Genomic DNA, 14628 nt, shown 5'->3' with positions numbered 1-14628 from the left:
TCCTTATCATGTACATAATTATCTTTAATAAAGAAAAATAACCTCAAATTATCAACGAAAATACTGATAATTCAAGGTTATTTTACTAATTTTATCCTTCTAAATGCTGAATAAAAGCAGATAACCCTTAGTTAATACCTACTGTTGATTCAACTTATCTTACTGCTTTTATAAAAACCGTGTGGCAGAGCAGTATTTAATAATATATAGTCTGATAATTGCTTGTATCATTAAGTATAAAATAATAATGAAAAAATATAATCAAAAAAATAAACTGCTAATCCTTTAGTAATACAAAAAGTTAGCATATCACATTACAGATTAACCCAACTAACTCATTAGCAGACCGGGAAAAGCTTTTCTATGACTGAGTAGAAAGACAAGCTCGACAATTATTTAATACTGGTAAAGATTTAAATCGCATTTTACAAAATCAAGATAAAAAAATATTTCTTTTCTTATATCTAAAATAATGTATTTCTCAACTAATAAAAATATACCTTTTTTAGTCCATGGAGTCGGTCGCCATTATAGACATAAAAAAGTCACATTTTTCTCCCGCATGGCTAATTCGAGATGCTTCTCAACAACGTCTTTCACTTTTAATTTCTAGAATACGAAAAAATAAAGTCGTAGATCTTAAAACCACCGATTTACAAATAGAGAGCCTGGCTAAATTAATTGTACAATATAGAAAGATTGTCAAATCATTTGAATGGGATACATTGAGAGATGTATTTATAAACAGATTAGAAGGATCTAGACGATCACTACAAGGTCATACTCTGGAAAATTCAATAAGATTGGCAGTTTCTACAACCATTCAAACATATACAAGTATCTTTTAAATTATGGAAAATATAAAGTCAAACTTGAACCTAAACAAGGAAAATTTGGAAATGATACTATGGATGTAGCAATTGAGCTATCAAATTCTTAAAAAGCTTTTCACATATATTTTCCAATAAAATCTCTAAAAACTGAAGGAGGAGGACATTATCATTTGTTTTCTAGAGATATTATGACACCAATCTCCAACATTAAAGAAGCAGAACCAAATTCTAAATTTGTAGTTGTTATTGTAGCAGAGAATTGGGACGAAAAAGATTTACAAATAATTTCTAATTCTATAGATTTAATATTTCATTTCAAATTGCATCCTAATGAGTTTGAAGCTTTTGATGAAGATTAAGCAAAGCATATCGCGCAAGGGTAATTGCCACGATAATGCACCGGGAGAAACAATCTTCAACCTAATGAAACGGGAGAGCTTAACCGCATTAAGATCAGTTCACTAGCAGAAATGCGGGAAGTACTGCGTGATTACGTTTACTGGTTCAACCATATTAGAAAATCAAACAAACTAAAATACACGACTCTGATTAAATATCGGAACCGTGTATTGGGTCTTGTGTAATATTAAAATGTCTAACTTTTTAGTTGCACTTCGAACAAGTCTTGATTTAATAGGATTTTTATTTTAAGTAAAGTCTAAAATTAGTTTAAAATAGATTTTTCCCAGACACTTAAAAATCTCAAATTTAACATATCGACTTTTATATATTTTGAAAATAAACAATAATGTTATGAATTAATGGTTCAAGATTTTCCCATTGTCCAATAATAGAAACTATCAACGCTATAACAGCAATTAGTAAACTACAGCCAGAATGTCTGGAGTGGCTTTTTTCTTTCTTAGAATCATATTTAGAAGTAATTATTTTTTGCTTTTGGGCAACCAAATTTTCTACTTGCTTTGTTCTTGCATTAATTTTGTATATTGATTTTTTTAAATTGCTTACAATTCTTCGTAGCTGTTTTTGTCCATATGCACTATTCGACATTTTGATAAATTTATCTTTAAAGGGATATATTTTTACCACTTCAAGTAATTCGTTATATTTTAAAATCAATTCTGAATAATCATAATTTTGTTTGACAATTGTCCTATACATTTTTGCTTCAGATATCGTATTTAAGTTATTGTTTAAATATTTTTCCTGTAATTGTTTTTTCTTTATAATAACTGCAAAAATGGAAGAAATTTGCCCAAACATATACCATTGTTTTATTACTTTATCCCAAATTTCATCTATGTTTTTATCATCTTTACATTCGGAACTTACTAATAAATTTAAGCAATTATAATCCTGATCTAACAACTCATAGGACTCATCAACGTATAAAAAATCACATACTTTATTTCTTAAATGCAATGGAATTTTATATCCATTCATCACTGGAATATTATCAAAATTACCATTCGAATAATTTGCTAAATATTTTGAATTTATTTTTGAATATAGAATACTTACTGCAGGAACACCTAATTCGTAAAGATATGTCTTAATTCCTATTTCTTCATTTATAAAATGTAAAAAGCTCCATTTTATTCTCGCTATATCTTCAGAAAACACTTTATTTTTTACAATATAATCAGCATAAACATTAGTAGATGCAACTTCTTTATCATCTACTTTAAAAAAATAAGGAAATACATTTCTAGCAACATTATTTTTGCTTATATTGCTCTTTAATTTTTCCTTAGTTGATTGTTTAAATTCTAAAATAAATTCCACACTAACCATAGAAGGAGTTAAGTCATTAAAACAAATTATAAGGTCAGTAAAATCTTCAAATCCATCGTTAAATATAATAGGGTGCAAATTCGTATAGGATTCACTATAGCCCATCCAATTGTTTATTGAATTAACACAATCTTCTATCTCATCCTTCGATATAATTTTAAAGAAATTCTCTTCACTAACATTAAAATAATTTTTTAACTTATACATACAGTCTAAAAGATTATCTAAATTTCTTTTTTCGATTATTTCATTTATTATTAAATAATCTGGCTCAAATTTAAAATCATCTGTGGCATAGGGCTTATCATTATTTTCTCTGCCATTAATTAAAGCCTGTAATACTTCTTTAGATTTTTCTTTTTTTGATTCATCTTTTGTTTTCCTAATCTCTCGTTTTATTATTTTTTCAGCACGCTTTAAATCTTTTTTATCTTGTAATTTTTTAGCTTCCATGCCCCAAATTTGTTGAGACCTTTTTGGTAATTTCTTCATAATTTTTCTATTTCAAACTAACTAATATCTATTTTCAACTTTATTTGCATTCGCCATTATCAGTTTCTCTCGTACAATATTCTTACTTTATTCCTTAGTCAAAGATACAACTTTTCCTAACTTTTATCTTCATCAACATGCACATAAGTGCGAATAAACATTTTCAAAGAATGCCCTAATCTGTTTGCTACCCAAGGGTATGACATACCTTGGGTATTACCTAACTTAGTTGCTACCGTGTGCCGACAAGTATACATACTAACATTTAAGTTCTGATTATTAACCCCTACCTTCATATTCAATTGCTTCAACATGTCATTCATGCTTTTTTGAGAGATTGAATATCCAAGTGCACACAAGTTGTAATCTGTGATATTCAATAAGATACAATCGTTAGAATTAGTTAAACCATTTTCCTTTAGAAGTTCTCACTGGCTATATTGAAACTTATTCAATAACTGCAAAAGTGGTTCAGAAAGGGAAAGGGTTAGTCTAGATTCTCCATGTAGTCGACTTTTTAAATGTCCGTTAAGATGCTTTTCTTTTTCATTCCAAGAATCATTAATCTGAAAAACCTTAAATTTTCCGTCACCTATAATTTGATTTCATTTTAAAGTTTAAATCTCTTGAGGTCGCATTTCAGCATCTAGAACTATCAAAATTGCAATTCGAATTGTCCAATAACTTATTCTAATTACTTTCAATTCCTTATAATTATATCTTTAATATCTTCAATCTCACTATTACTAAAAACATATTTTTTAGCAAGCATACTCATTTCATCACGTCTAAAAAATTTTGTTAATGGTCTCATAGGAACAGAATTTTTCAAGATACCGTATTCTTTTAAAGTAGAAAAATAGCTTCTTAAATTCTGTAACTGCCTGTCTGTCGTACTATGCGTTTACACATAATTTCTAGCAAAACTCCGCATATCTTTTTCTTTAATATCTTTAACCTTTTTCTTTCCAAAATACTGAGTAACTAGTTTAACAGTATATGGCTCTTTCTCCTAAAAAAGCATAGCAAGTTACTATGCCTTCTAATTAATGTTGACTACTTACTAATAACCATTATTGCACTTCTTTCAAAACATAATATTTACGTCCTTGATTTTCCAGTTGATGATAAGGCCAAGTGTTTTAATCAGCTTAAAAAAGTAAGTATAGCTAATACCTAATTCCTCTGCTATTTGTCTAGCATTGAGTAACTCTGTGCCAAACATATTAGTACTTGCCTTTCTGTTTATCTCCCTAAACTAATTCCTCCTTCAAATATTCTAAATATTCCCCGAAGTTCAAGCCCTATGTAGAATTTGCAATAGTTTTAGTATCAGAATATATTTTATCTAAATAGTAATAATGACCACTGTTACAGTAAACACCCCAGCAAGTAAGGATAAATATTATCTGTAGTTAATATTAAAATATATTTTCCTAATTCTTTAGCTAAGCGATGTTTAAACTCTGCCTCTACTCTAATCGAGTTTTCACAACTTCTTGCTCTGCTTTTTATCATATATCCTCAAAAAAGCATCACTTTTTCCGCTATCGGCATACAGCGTTTGAGCTTCAAGATAATTTCAATTATCTTGATGTGATTAAAATTATTCTTATTCCTTGTCTGTTTAGAACAAACGATTCTTTATGCTTTGTTGAATAGTTTCATTAACCGAAAAGCCGTAATTAATTAAATCTATAGCTATATCTAGTCTAGAAATATGTCCCAACACTTCATACAGCCATTCAATTATTTCTTTCCAATTAACTGGCCAACTAACTGAAAGTTCGTGTAACTCAGCAGGACTTTCATATAGCGCTTTGTCTGTCGCAGTACAGTCGATGTGTATTCCCATATCTTTTCTTGATTCATTCCACATTACGGAGATATTTCCACTCTAATCCTACGCAAGGAATAGTCTTAGTTTCATCGCTTGAATCTTGCTCCTCTTCTGTTTTTCTCGTTAAAGGTGGAAAGCAACTCACCTTGTTTTGTTATATTATTGAACAATATAGATATCTTTTTTTCTGTATTTTGTTTCCAAATGTGGTTATTTATATATAAATAAGATATTTATAACTACATATAATATACAATTTGAAGAATCATTGGAAGGCGCTAATGATCATGAAATAATTAATAATGTTAATTTAATTATTCGTATGCAATTAGCAGAAATTATTATGAATCAAAATGATAGTAATTTCATTAACGACTATAAAGAATCTAATACTAAACTAATGGATGAGTTCTACAATAAAAACAATGCATATATGTTAATCCCTGCTATAGACCATCAAATAGAAATCTTAAAAAAGTATCGAAAGTCATTCTTAAATCATGGGTACTTTGAAAGCCAAAAAAGTAAGTAATAAAGCTTGTCATTTTTAATAAAATATATCTTATCAAGAATAATTAATACTACATAATCATTTGGGTAAAATATGAATCAATTCCAATATAATTTTTCAGATTATAACTTAAATACTGCAATAACTATCTCTAAAGAGCAGTTTAAAATATATTCTCAGTTAATTAAAATATTAATTCCATTGGAGAACATAGTCCAAACATATAAGATGACACAAAATCAATATACTGAGCTACGAGCAGTACCACATATTATATAGAATCTTCCAATTTTAAGTGAACAAGGATCAGATTTAGCCGTTCAGAAAACAACCATTTACATAATGGTTAATCGCATGTTCATAGATAATTGTAAAAATTTAATAATTCAATTAGATAATTTAAATCTTAATGCCCTAATTAACTCACGTGAGAAAACTCCATGTGAAGAAAATTTACGTGTATTACGTAACTATGCAAATCATGCAACTATTCCAATATCTGGATTAACTACAGAATCATCAACTAATAGTGAACCAAAGATAAGACCTACAATAAAAAGAAATGATTTAAAAGGTCATTTCAATAAACATGATAAATCAATAATTAATAATTGGTCCGAAAGTGAAATTGAAATTATGTCAGAAATCACCAAGGCTAATACGATTATTCAGAAATTGATTAGAGCAATTATTCAAGAATTTGTTAAAATACGAATAATTGACAGGGAGATAGAGCAAATAAAATCGGATAAAAAATATGGAAAGGTATTTTGATTCCAAAAAACTATAGGTGGTTTCCCTCTCCCCTTATCAAGTGATCCAAAAGTAGCCTATACAGATTCTTTATTATTAAAGCTAGTCATTTCTTCTATAATCATGATGTAGAATGTGGTTAATTTACAACACTTTATAACCTTTTGCCAAACAGATGCCACATTAATAATTCTGTGTGGCATTTTTTGTGGTAAAACAAATATTCATATCTATTTTTAAATCTACACAAATATTTTTAGGCAACAAAAAAGTCTATCATATCAGGCTCTTTTGAACTTAAATGATAGACTTAAAAAACTATAAGTTGTTTTTTACTAAATGCTGACTAGAGGATTCGAACCTCCGACCTCATCATTACTAATGACGTGCTCTGCCAACTGAGCTAAGTCAGCATTGTCATATATCGACAACGATATTAATTAAAACATATTCTAAAAGTTTACGCAAGCATTTTTTGACTTTTTCCCAGTTTTTGTCATAACTGTCATTTGGCGCGCTTTTTTAAGAGTATAATATAAGAATAGATTTAGAAATGGAGTGGATGTAATGGCAAATTTAGCATTGATTAACGCAGAACTCCCATGGCTATTGAGAATTGTAGTAGCTTCTTTGTGCGGAGCGTTGATCGGTTATGAACGTGCGATTCAAAGAAAAAGTGCCGGAGTGCGGACACATATTGTAGTTGCCTTTTCTTCCGCGCTATTTATGATAGTTTCAAAGTATGGCTTTGGCGATTTATTAAAAATGTCAGACGTTGCTTTGGACCCTTCCAGAATTGCTGCGCAAATAGTTTCAGGTATTTCATTTATTGGTGCCGGTACAATTTTAATTAAAAAGCAACAGATTTCCGGTTTGACAACTGCTGCTGGTATCTGGGCAACAGCTGCTATCGGGATGGCAATTGGTTCTGGTTTATACTTTATTGGTATTTTAGCAACTGCCTTGCTCTTCGTTATCCAGATGATGTTTCACGATGATGCCATAATTGATAAAATTATCATGCATATCAGGTTCAACATTCAGATAGAAGCCGTTAATAAGCCTGACATCCTGCACATAATTGAACAGGAGCTTGAGACAAATCATGTTGAAAATGTTTCCGTAAAAATACTTTTTGTCAGCGACGAAAGAATCATCTTTTTTGTAGATGGTATTATTAACAATAATATTGATGAAAATGATATCATTATGGCTCTGCGCAAGTATCCTGACATCAAGCGCATTAGTTATGCCAGTATAGATAAATAGAGCAAATTACTTTTTAAGCAATAGTTAATTCTATTGTTTTTTTTGCATAATTTTTATCTTAGCTGAGCAAACTCACTACAATATTGATATAAACTTTTTTGTGAAAGGAGAATTTATATGGCTGGACCACTTGATTATTTACGCTGGCGTGGTGACTTAAGCTTCTCAGAAAAACCATTCAACAGTGTAGATGCTTCGCTATTGTCATCAATTGTTTATTTGCCGGCTGATAGTTCTGCCACTGGTCATACTTTAGGAGAAGTAGCTGAAAAACTGTATAAGCTGCCCTCTTTTCAACATCAAATGTATGCCGAAACTGCAACCGAGGTTATGTTATTACCAGAAAGTCCTAGAATTGGCAACATTAAAATTTTGGATTGGACTGATAGGCTGGAAAAAGAACCGCATCCCTTGCAATTTACTGCTGTCACCTTTTTTATTGATTCAAATACCATAGCCATTGCCTTTCGGGGAACCGACGGCACCATGATCGGTCTAAATGAAGATATGGGCATGAATTATTTACCGGAAATTTATGGTCAAGAAGTGGCCGCTAAGTATCTTGCTGAAATTGCACATAAATTTAGTGAACAGCAAATTTATCTCTTAGGTCATTCAAAAGGAGGCAATTTTGCTCAATTTGCTTTAAGTGCAGTTAGCCCTGAAATACAAAAACGGGTAATAAAAGCGATTAGCTTTGACGGGCCGGGCTTTTTCCATAAAGTGTATACGAGCAGTGGCTTTACTGCTTCTATGCCGAAAATGAAAACCTACATCCCTCAAGGCTCAATCTTTGGTGCAATGCTGGATCATCCTGAACAAGTATTGGTTGTTAAAAGTACTGTGCCTATGCGCAACCAACATGATCCGCGCCGCTGGTCAGTAGGGCGCGACAGTTTTACCCTGGCTGACGGGTTATCGTCAGGCAGTCGTGTTATCAGACATGCTCTTATTAATTTTAATAATTCAATCCCTGATCAAGAAAGAAGCGATGCTTTTTCTGATCTTTTCGAGGCATTTGAAAATTACGATATTGATGAATTACACCAGCTAACTAGTAATAAAATAGTAGGAACTTATCGCTTTGGCCGCGCCTTTTTATCCTTGGAATCCGAAGAAAGAAAATTGCTGACACAGGTACTAAGCAACATCTGGAATTCATATAAAAAGAACATGACTCTACCATTGATGAACAGCAACTATGAACTTTATCCTAAAAGTAATGATTCTAATAAGGCTCCAGTCTTTTATGAATTTTACGATCCGGAACGTCCCAATATCAAGTTGCCAAAAAGCATCCAGCGTAAATTACGGTAAATTGTTTCATGTGTAACCCAAAAAAGAGGCTGAGAAAACATTTAGATTTCCAGCCTCTTTTTTGTTAATTAAACAATTATTTTTTCATTTTATCCTTAACGTCATCAACTTTGTCTTTGACGTTTTCAGTAGCTTCTTGAGCTTTGTCTTTGACATCACCGGCAGCTTGTTGAACTTTGCCTTTGACTTCTTTAGCTTTACCAGCTACCTTGTCTTTAAAACCTTTATCAGCCATTTTAATCGGTCCTTTCCCAAAAAATTAGCGAAATTTTGCTATTCACACCTTAATAGTACAATTTAGTAGAAATATTGTCATTAAAAACGCCTTATTTTTTGTTAAAATATAGTATAAATCAAAAAGCCACAGTGTTTTCCTTTAAAACACCGTGGCTTTTATTAATTTCTATTCGTTTGGCTGATCATGACTATAATCGAGGTTCGAAAAGCGATTATAGGGTTTAGAAAACATTAATTTCACTGTGCCCCTGCTACCAGAACGGTTCTTTTCAATGATAACTTCCACTTCACCGTTATCATCTTCAGCTGATACCTCTTTATTTTCTTCGCCCTCTTCTTCATCACGGTAATAATCATCACGATAAAGAAAGGAGACAATATCGGCATCCTGTTCAATTGAACCTGACTCACGAATATCGGACAAAACTGGTCTTTTATCCTGTCTCTGTTCAACTGAACGCGATAATTGCGATAAGGCAATAACCGGCACATGAAGTTCTTTAGCCAGTTTCTTCAATTGCCGTGAAATAGCGGAAACTTCCTGTTGCCGTGATTCACTGTGCGGACCTTCAATCAACTGCAAGTAGTCAATGACAATTAAGCCTAAATTGCCTTTTTCTTTAGCTAAGCGGCGAGATTGAGCCCTGATTTCACTCATCTTAATACCTGGAGTGTCATCAATATAAATATTAGCTGTTGCTAAAGAACCCGATGCCGCAACCAGCTTAGGCCACTCATCTTCGTCCAGTTGGCCAGTCCGCAAGTGCTGCGAATTAATTAATCCTTCTGAAGCCAGCATTCTTTGCACTAACTGTTCTCCACTCATTTCCAAGGAAAACATTGCCACAGTTTTATCAGTATGCAAACCAACATACTGGGCAACATTAAGCGCAAAGGAAGTCTTTCCCACTCCGGGACGAGCAGCCACAATTACCAGTTCATCATCATGAAAACCCGTAGTCATTTTATCCAGCTCGACAAAACCAGTAGGCAAACCGGTAACCATATTGCCATCTTCAGGAATATTGTTAATTTCATCAATCGTGGAATTAACAATATCCTTGATGTTACGAAAACCATTCGCATTATTTTCCGATGAGACATTCATAATCTCGCTTTCGGCGTTATCTAAAATGTCAGTAACATCATCGGAATCCTGCATTGCAGTCGTAATAATTTTTTGACTGGCAGAAATAAGTCGCCGCAATAATGCTTTGCGGTGTACAATTTTAGCATAATAAGTGACATGAGCAGCCGTCGGAGTCGCCATGGCCAGCTCAGAAACATAAGCAATGCCGCCAATATCATCAAGCTGATTTTTCTTAGTCAGTTCATCCTGCAGCGTTAACGGATCAATTGCATCCTCACGGTCAGATAAATCAAGCATAGCCTGGAAAACCAACTGATTTGCTCTCTTATAAAAATCATCCGGCTGAACCTCAGCACTGGCATCAGCTATTGCAGCAGGATCTATAAAAATTGCGCCCAGAACCGCTTTTTCAGCTTCATCGTCATGCGGTATCTGCTGTGAGACAATATTATCCATTAATCACGCCCACTTTTTTCAGAATTCAACTAAAGGCTAATCCTGTTCAGTAACATGGACGCGGATTTTGCCTTCCACGCCCTTAAACAACTTAACTGGTACATTGGTGTAGCCCAATGATTTAATTGGTTCAGGCAGGTTTAATTTGCGTTTATCAATTTTAATACCAAATTGCTTTTCTAAGCCCTCGACAATTTTTTTACCAGAAATCGAGCCAAATAATCTAGAATCTGAACCGGCCTTAGACTTAAAGTTAACTACTGTTTCATCCTTATCTAGTTCGGTCTTGATTTTTTCAGCTTCAGCTTTTTCAGCTTCATAAGTCGCTTTTTCGTTAGCAGCAACTCTTTCCAAAGTATGCATATTTGCTTTAGTAGCAGCTTTGGCTAAGCCCCTCTTAAATAAAAAGTTTTGGGCATAACCATCAGGAACATTTTTAACTTCACCGCGTTTGCCCCGGCCTTTAACATCTTTAGTAAAAATAACTTTCATTGTGCTCTCCTTTTATTCATTTTCTTGTTCATAAGTATCTACCGCATCCATCAATTTGGCAAGTGCCTCCTTAACAGATATCCCTTTAATTTGGGTAGCTGCATTAGACAAATGGCCACCGCCACCAAGTTTCTCCATAATTAACTGGACATTAATATCACCCATTGAACGAGCAGATATACCAATTGTGTCCTTATTCCGCCTGGTGATTGCAAAACTGGCTTCAACATTTTCTAAATCAAGAGCCGTATCTGCTGCTTGAGCCGTGACGATAGGATCAATTTCCTTGTCATCTGGACCGCATAAAACAGCCATTTTGGGCTTGATCATTTTTAAGCTGCTGACCAAACGAGTACGCTGCAAGAAACTGTCTATATCTTCTTTCAACAGTTCACTAACCTCCATCGTGCTTGCACCGATCGACCGCAAGTAACTGGCAGCATCAAACGTCCGAGTACCAGTACGCAAAGAAAATTCTTTCGAATCAACCGTAATTCCCGCCAGCATTGCCGTAGCATCAAGGTCAGTTAACACGCGCTTGCCGGAACTTGGCTGCTGGTATTCAACCATTTCAGTCACCAGTTCACAGGCTGATGAGGCATAAGGCTCAACATACGTCAGCATTGGATTTTCAGGAAATTCTTCACCGCGACGGTGATGATCAATAACAATAATTCTATCTCTTAACCGATCATATAGTTCTTTCGCATAAGTAATAGAGTATTTCGAGTGATCAACCATAACCAACATGGACTTGTCAGTCACTGCTTCCAAGGCATCCCCAGGAGCAATAAAAATATCATTATCTCCCTTTACCTTTTCCATTTTAGCAACTAAACGGCTGACATCATAATTGGTTTTATTAACATCTAAGACAAAATTTGCCTTCACATGGTGCAGACGAGCGATTTTAACAACGCCAATGCCACTGCCGATTGAGTCCATGTCAGGGCTAGCATGGCCAACTACAAAAACGCGGTCTGCCTCTTTAAACAGCTCACTAATCGCCTGTGAAACCATTCTGGCTCTAACTCTGGTTCTTTTCTCCATCGGATTCGATTTACCACCAAAGAAACGAGCAGCCTTGCCTGGTTGACTGAGAACAACTTGATCGCCGCCCCTGCCTAACGCGAGGTCAAGGTTTGACTGCGCTTGATCAGCTAGTTCGGTAATCAAGCTGCTACCAAAAGCAATACCAATTGATAAAGTTAAAGGCGTATTATTACGACTGGTTTCCAAACGCATTTTATCCAAAACAGAAAACTTGTCTTTTTCCATTTTAACCAAATCTTGCATGTGTAGTAACAACAAAAAGTGATCTTCATCAATACGCTTAAGATAGGCATTAAAATTTTTAGCATAATCACTCAAAGTATTCTGAACATATGCACTAGTAGTCGTTAGCTCCTGATCATGCATTGTTTCGCTTAATTCATCGTAGTTATCAATAAAAATCTGGCCAATGGCCAATAATTCATTATTGTATCTTTCTTCGATTTTGGCATAACGCGTAATATCAAGTAAATAAACAACACCGAGATTGTCCTGAATAACCATCTCAAATTGATGACCATCCCAATTTACTACATGATTCTCAGCTGTTTTGGCCTTCAATGATTCATCAATCAATTTATCTAGTTCAGGATCAACAGAAGCAATTGTATGTCCAATTAAATCTTCATTTTTTAAATAAAGCTGCAGGTAAGGATTAGCCCACTGAATTTGCCGATCCTTATCATAAAGTAAAATGCCCAAAGGCATTTTAATCATTGCTTCTTGCTCGCTGCGCTTAATCCGGTAAGACAAACTAACAGCAAAATTATTCGCATTGCCGGCTAAGATATATGCACCATAAACAACACATGCTACAGTCAAAATAAAGATCAAAACCATGGCCAAGCCAAATAATGGGTTCATGATCATTGCCACGATACTACCCAAAAGCGATAACGCTAAAATAATAATGACTGAAGCCGTGAGCCTGGAATCTTTAATAAAAGCAGGAAATTCAAGCTTACGTAAAAAATCTTTCATGTAAGGTCCTTCCTAAAATAATGTATAATACATCATTATTATTATACATTGTATTCTCTGGATAAGAAACTACGCAATATTCAGGTTTTAACTATCCTCTTACCTGCAAAAATTACACTCTTTAAATACTGTTGCTATGATATTTCATTTTAAATCTTACGAAGCAAAAAGCACCAAGCCATTATCAGCTTGATGCTTTTATCTTTTTCACTTTACAACCAATATTAGTGCAAAGCTATTTTTTATTTAGTTACTAGTCTTCAGTAACAAATGGCAACAAGCCCATAATGCGAGCTCTTTCAATTGCCTTAGCTACCTTACGTTGATTCTTAGCGCTAGTGCCAGTGACACGACGTGGTAAGATTTTACCTCTTTCAGAGATAAAACGTTTCAACAAATCAACGTCCTTGTAGTCAACGTAATCAATATGGTTGGCAGCAATGTAGTCAACCTTACGACGACGATGAGCGCCGCCGCTTCTTCTTTGTTGAGCCATATCCTAGGTCCTTTCTGTTAATTTAGAATGGTAAATCATCATCAGAAATATCAATGGTATCACCTGAACCTGCAAATGGATCCTGAGTATCGTCTGGTCCATTATTAGCGGAGTTATTCTGGTTAGATGCTCCCATGTTAGGGGTATTATTAGCATTCTGATTACCAAAATTGCCATTATTATTTGGTGTATAACCACCATTTTGACCACGGGCTTCACGATCTTTACGTGATTCAAGCAATGCAAAGTTGTCAACGACAACTTCTGTTACATATACTCTTTGCCCATCTTTATTATCGTAACTTCTGGTTTGAATTCGGCCATCAATACCAACAAGTGAACCTTTAGACGTAAAATTACAGAAATTTTCCGCAGCTTTGCGCCAAATGACACAACTGATAAAATCTGCACCTCTCTCGCCTTGTGCGTTTGTATATTGACGATCTACAGCAAGAGTAAACGTAGCAACCGAGATTCCGCTCCCAGTAGTACGCAATTCAGGATCACGTGTTAAACGGCCAACAAGTACAACTCGATTAATCATACTTTAGGTCCTTCCTTTCCTAAATCACGAAAACGATAAAGTTTTTGTTATTAATTATCCAACTTTAACGGTCATTGAACGTAAAACAGCAGTATCAATCTTGGACAAACGGTCAAATTCGTTAACTGCGTCAGCATTATCAGCAGTGAAAGTCATAACGTGATATAATCCCTCACGATATTTATTAATTTCATATGCGAAATGACGCTTTTCCCAGTCTTTTGACTCAACCATCGTACCACCGTTATCGGTAATAACCTTATCATAGTTTTCAACTAATGCCTTTTTTGATTCTTCATCAATGTCAGGCTTGATAATATAAGTTATTTCGTACTTAGTAGTTGTCATACTAGTGCACCTCCTTCTGGACTAAATGGTTCTTGCTAAAAATCAAGAACAAGGAGTAATTTTATTACTCGCAATCTCTAATTCTAGCACATAAACAAAAAATTACCAAACTATCTTCACGTGATCCAATAAGAAATTTTTATTTCTTACTAGTAAGTACG

14 protein-coding genes, 1 tRNA gene and 1 pseudogene are annotated in these 14628 nt (G+C 34.0%); 5 read left to right on the top strand and 11 right to left on the bottom strand.

The window, feature by feature from the left end; all coding sequences use genetic code 11:
- The first annotated feature begins 1003 nt into the window (after window positions 1-1003).
- Together H3T43_RS04015 and H3T43_RS04010 are read left to right on the top strand one after the other, a co-directional pair.
- A complete protein-coding gene (locus tag H3T43_RS04015) occupies window positions 1004-1192 on the top strand; it encodes a hypothetical protein (RefSeq protein ID WP_198212790.1) in 189 nt (62 codons plus the stop codon).
- Window positions 1182-1417, top strand: a pseudogene (locus H3T43_RS04010) (IS3 family transposase); the annotation flags it as partial. The gene H3T43_RS04015 and the pseudogene H3T43_RS04010, both read left to right, overlap by 11 nt.
- A 139-nt stretch (window positions 1418-1556) precedes the next feature.
- Here H3T43_RS04010 and H3T43_RS04005 read toward each other — a convergent pair.
- The 3 genes from H3T43_RS04005 to H3T43_RS09375 form a co-directional block, all read right to left on the bottom strand.
- Complete coding sequence (locus H3T43_RS04005; protein WP_198212788.1) at window positions 1557-3080, bottom strand: hypothetical protein; 1524 nt, start codon at window positions 3078-3080, stop codon at window positions 1557-1559.
- Window positions 3081-3196: 116 nt separating this feature from the next.
- Window positions 3197-3394 carry a hypothetical protein gene (locus tag H3T43_RS09380; protein WP_370520776.1) on the bottom strand — a complete coding sequence of 66 codons (198 nt, stop codon included), beginning with the start codon at window positions 3392-3394 and terminating at the stop codon, window positions 3197-3199.
- Between the two features lie 1313 nt (window positions 3395-4707).
- Window positions 4708-4959 carry a hypothetical protein gene (locus tag H3T43_RS09375; RefSeq protein WP_232350256.1) on the bottom strand — a complete coding sequence of 84 codons (252 nt, stop codon included), beginning with the start codon at window positions 4957-4959 and terminating at the stop codon, window positions 4708-4710.
- An 814-nt stretch (window positions 4960-5773) separates the two neighbouring features.
- Between H3T43_RS09375 and H3T43_RS09370 the strand changes: the two genes are divergently transcribed.
- Window positions 5774-6205 carry a hypothetical protein gene (locus tag H3T43_RS09370; RefSeq protein WP_232350255.1) on the top strand — a complete coding sequence of 144 codons (432 nt, stop codon included), beginning with the start codon at window positions 5774-5776 and terminating at the stop codon, window positions 6203-6205.
- Window positions 6206-6524: 319 nt separating this feature from the next.
- Here H3T43_RS09370 and H3T43_RS03985 read toward each other — a convergent pair.
- A tRNA-Thr gene (locus tag H3T43_RS03985) sits at window positions 6525-6597 on the bottom strand.
- A gap of 154 nt (window positions 6598-6751) precedes the next feature.
- Between H3T43_RS03985 and H3T43_RS03980 the strand changes: the two genes are divergently transcribed.
- Both H3T43_RS03980 and H3T43_RS03975 read left to right on the top strand, forming a co-directional pair.
- The gene (locus H3T43_RS03980) at window positions 6752-7453 is read left to right on the top strand and encodes an MgtC/SapB family protein (RefSeq protein ID WP_198212786.1); all 702 of its coding nucleotides are present in this window, start codon (window positions 6752-6754) and stop codon (window positions 7451-7453) included.
- A 117-nt stretch (window positions 7454-7570) separates the two neighbouring features.
- On the top strand, window positions 7571-8770 hold the full coding sequence (locus H3T43_RS03975) for a DUF2974 domain-containing protein (RefSeq protein ID WP_198212784.1): 1200 nt from the start codon (window positions 7571-7573) through the stop codon (window positions 8768-8770).
- 76 nt (window positions 8771-8846) lie between these two features.
- Here the strand turns inward: H3T43_RS03975 and H3T43_RS03970 are convergent, their stop codons facing one another.
- The 7 genes from H3T43_RS03970 to rpsF all read right to left on the bottom strand — a co-directional run bounded on the left by H3T43_RS03970 (window position 8847) and on the right by rpsF (window position 14467).
- Window positions 8847-9005 (bottom strand): CsbD family protein, encoded by a 159-nt coding sequence (locus tag H3T43_RS03970; protein ID WP_109585634.1) that lies wholly within the window; start codon window positions 9003-9005, stop codon window positions 8847-8849.
- A gap of 168 nt (window positions 9006-9173) precedes the next feature.
- On the bottom strand, window positions 9174-10553 hold the full coding sequence (dnaB, locus tag H3T43_RS03965) for a replicative DNA helicase (RefSeq protein WP_034978646.1): 1380 nt from the start codon (window positions 10551-10553) through the stop codon (window positions 9174-9176).
- 36 nt (window positions 10554-10589) lie between these two features.
- Window positions 10590-11045, bottom strand: coding sequence for a 50S ribosomal protein L9 (gene rplI, locus H3T43_RS03960; protein WP_034978644.1), 456 nt, complete (start codon window positions 11043-11045; stop codon window positions 10590-10592).
- A gap of 12 nt (window positions 11046-11057) precedes the next feature.
- Complete coding sequence (locus tag H3T43_RS03955) at window positions 11058-13079, bottom strand: DHH family phosphoesterase (RefSeq protein WP_198212782.1); 2022 nt, start codon at window positions 13077-13079, stop codon at window positions 11058-11060.
- A gap of 253 nt (window positions 13080-13332) precedes the next feature.
- Window positions 13333-13575 carry a 30S ribosomal protein S18 gene (gene rpsR, locus H3T43_RS03950; RefSeq protein WP_034978630.1) on the bottom strand — a complete coding sequence of 81 codons (243 nt, stop codon included), beginning with the start codon at window positions 13573-13575 and terminating at the stop codon, window positions 13333-13335.
- A gap of 22 nt (window positions 13576-13597) precedes the next feature.
- Complete coding sequence (ssb, locus tag H3T43_RS03945) at window positions 13598-14119, bottom strand: single-stranded DNA-binding protein (RefSeq protein WP_198212780.1); 522 nt, start codon at window positions 14117-14119, stop codon at window positions 13598-13600.
- 54 nt (window positions 14120-14173) lie between these two features.
- Complete coding sequence (rpsF, locus tag H3T43_RS03940; RefSeq protein ID WP_034978626.1) at window positions 14174-14467, bottom strand: 30S ribosomal protein S6; 294 nt, start codon at window positions 14465-14467, stop codon at window positions 14174-14176.
- Window positions 14468-14628 lie beyond the last annotated feature (161 nt).

It is taken from the genome of Lactobacillus sp. M0396 (assembly GCF_016101625.1).
Classification (GTDB): domain Bacteria; phylum Bacillota; class Bacilli; order Lactobacillales; family Lactobacillaceae; genus Lactobacillus; species Lactobacillus huangpiensis.
This window is presented reverse-complemented; position numbering and strand designations above follow the sequence as displayed.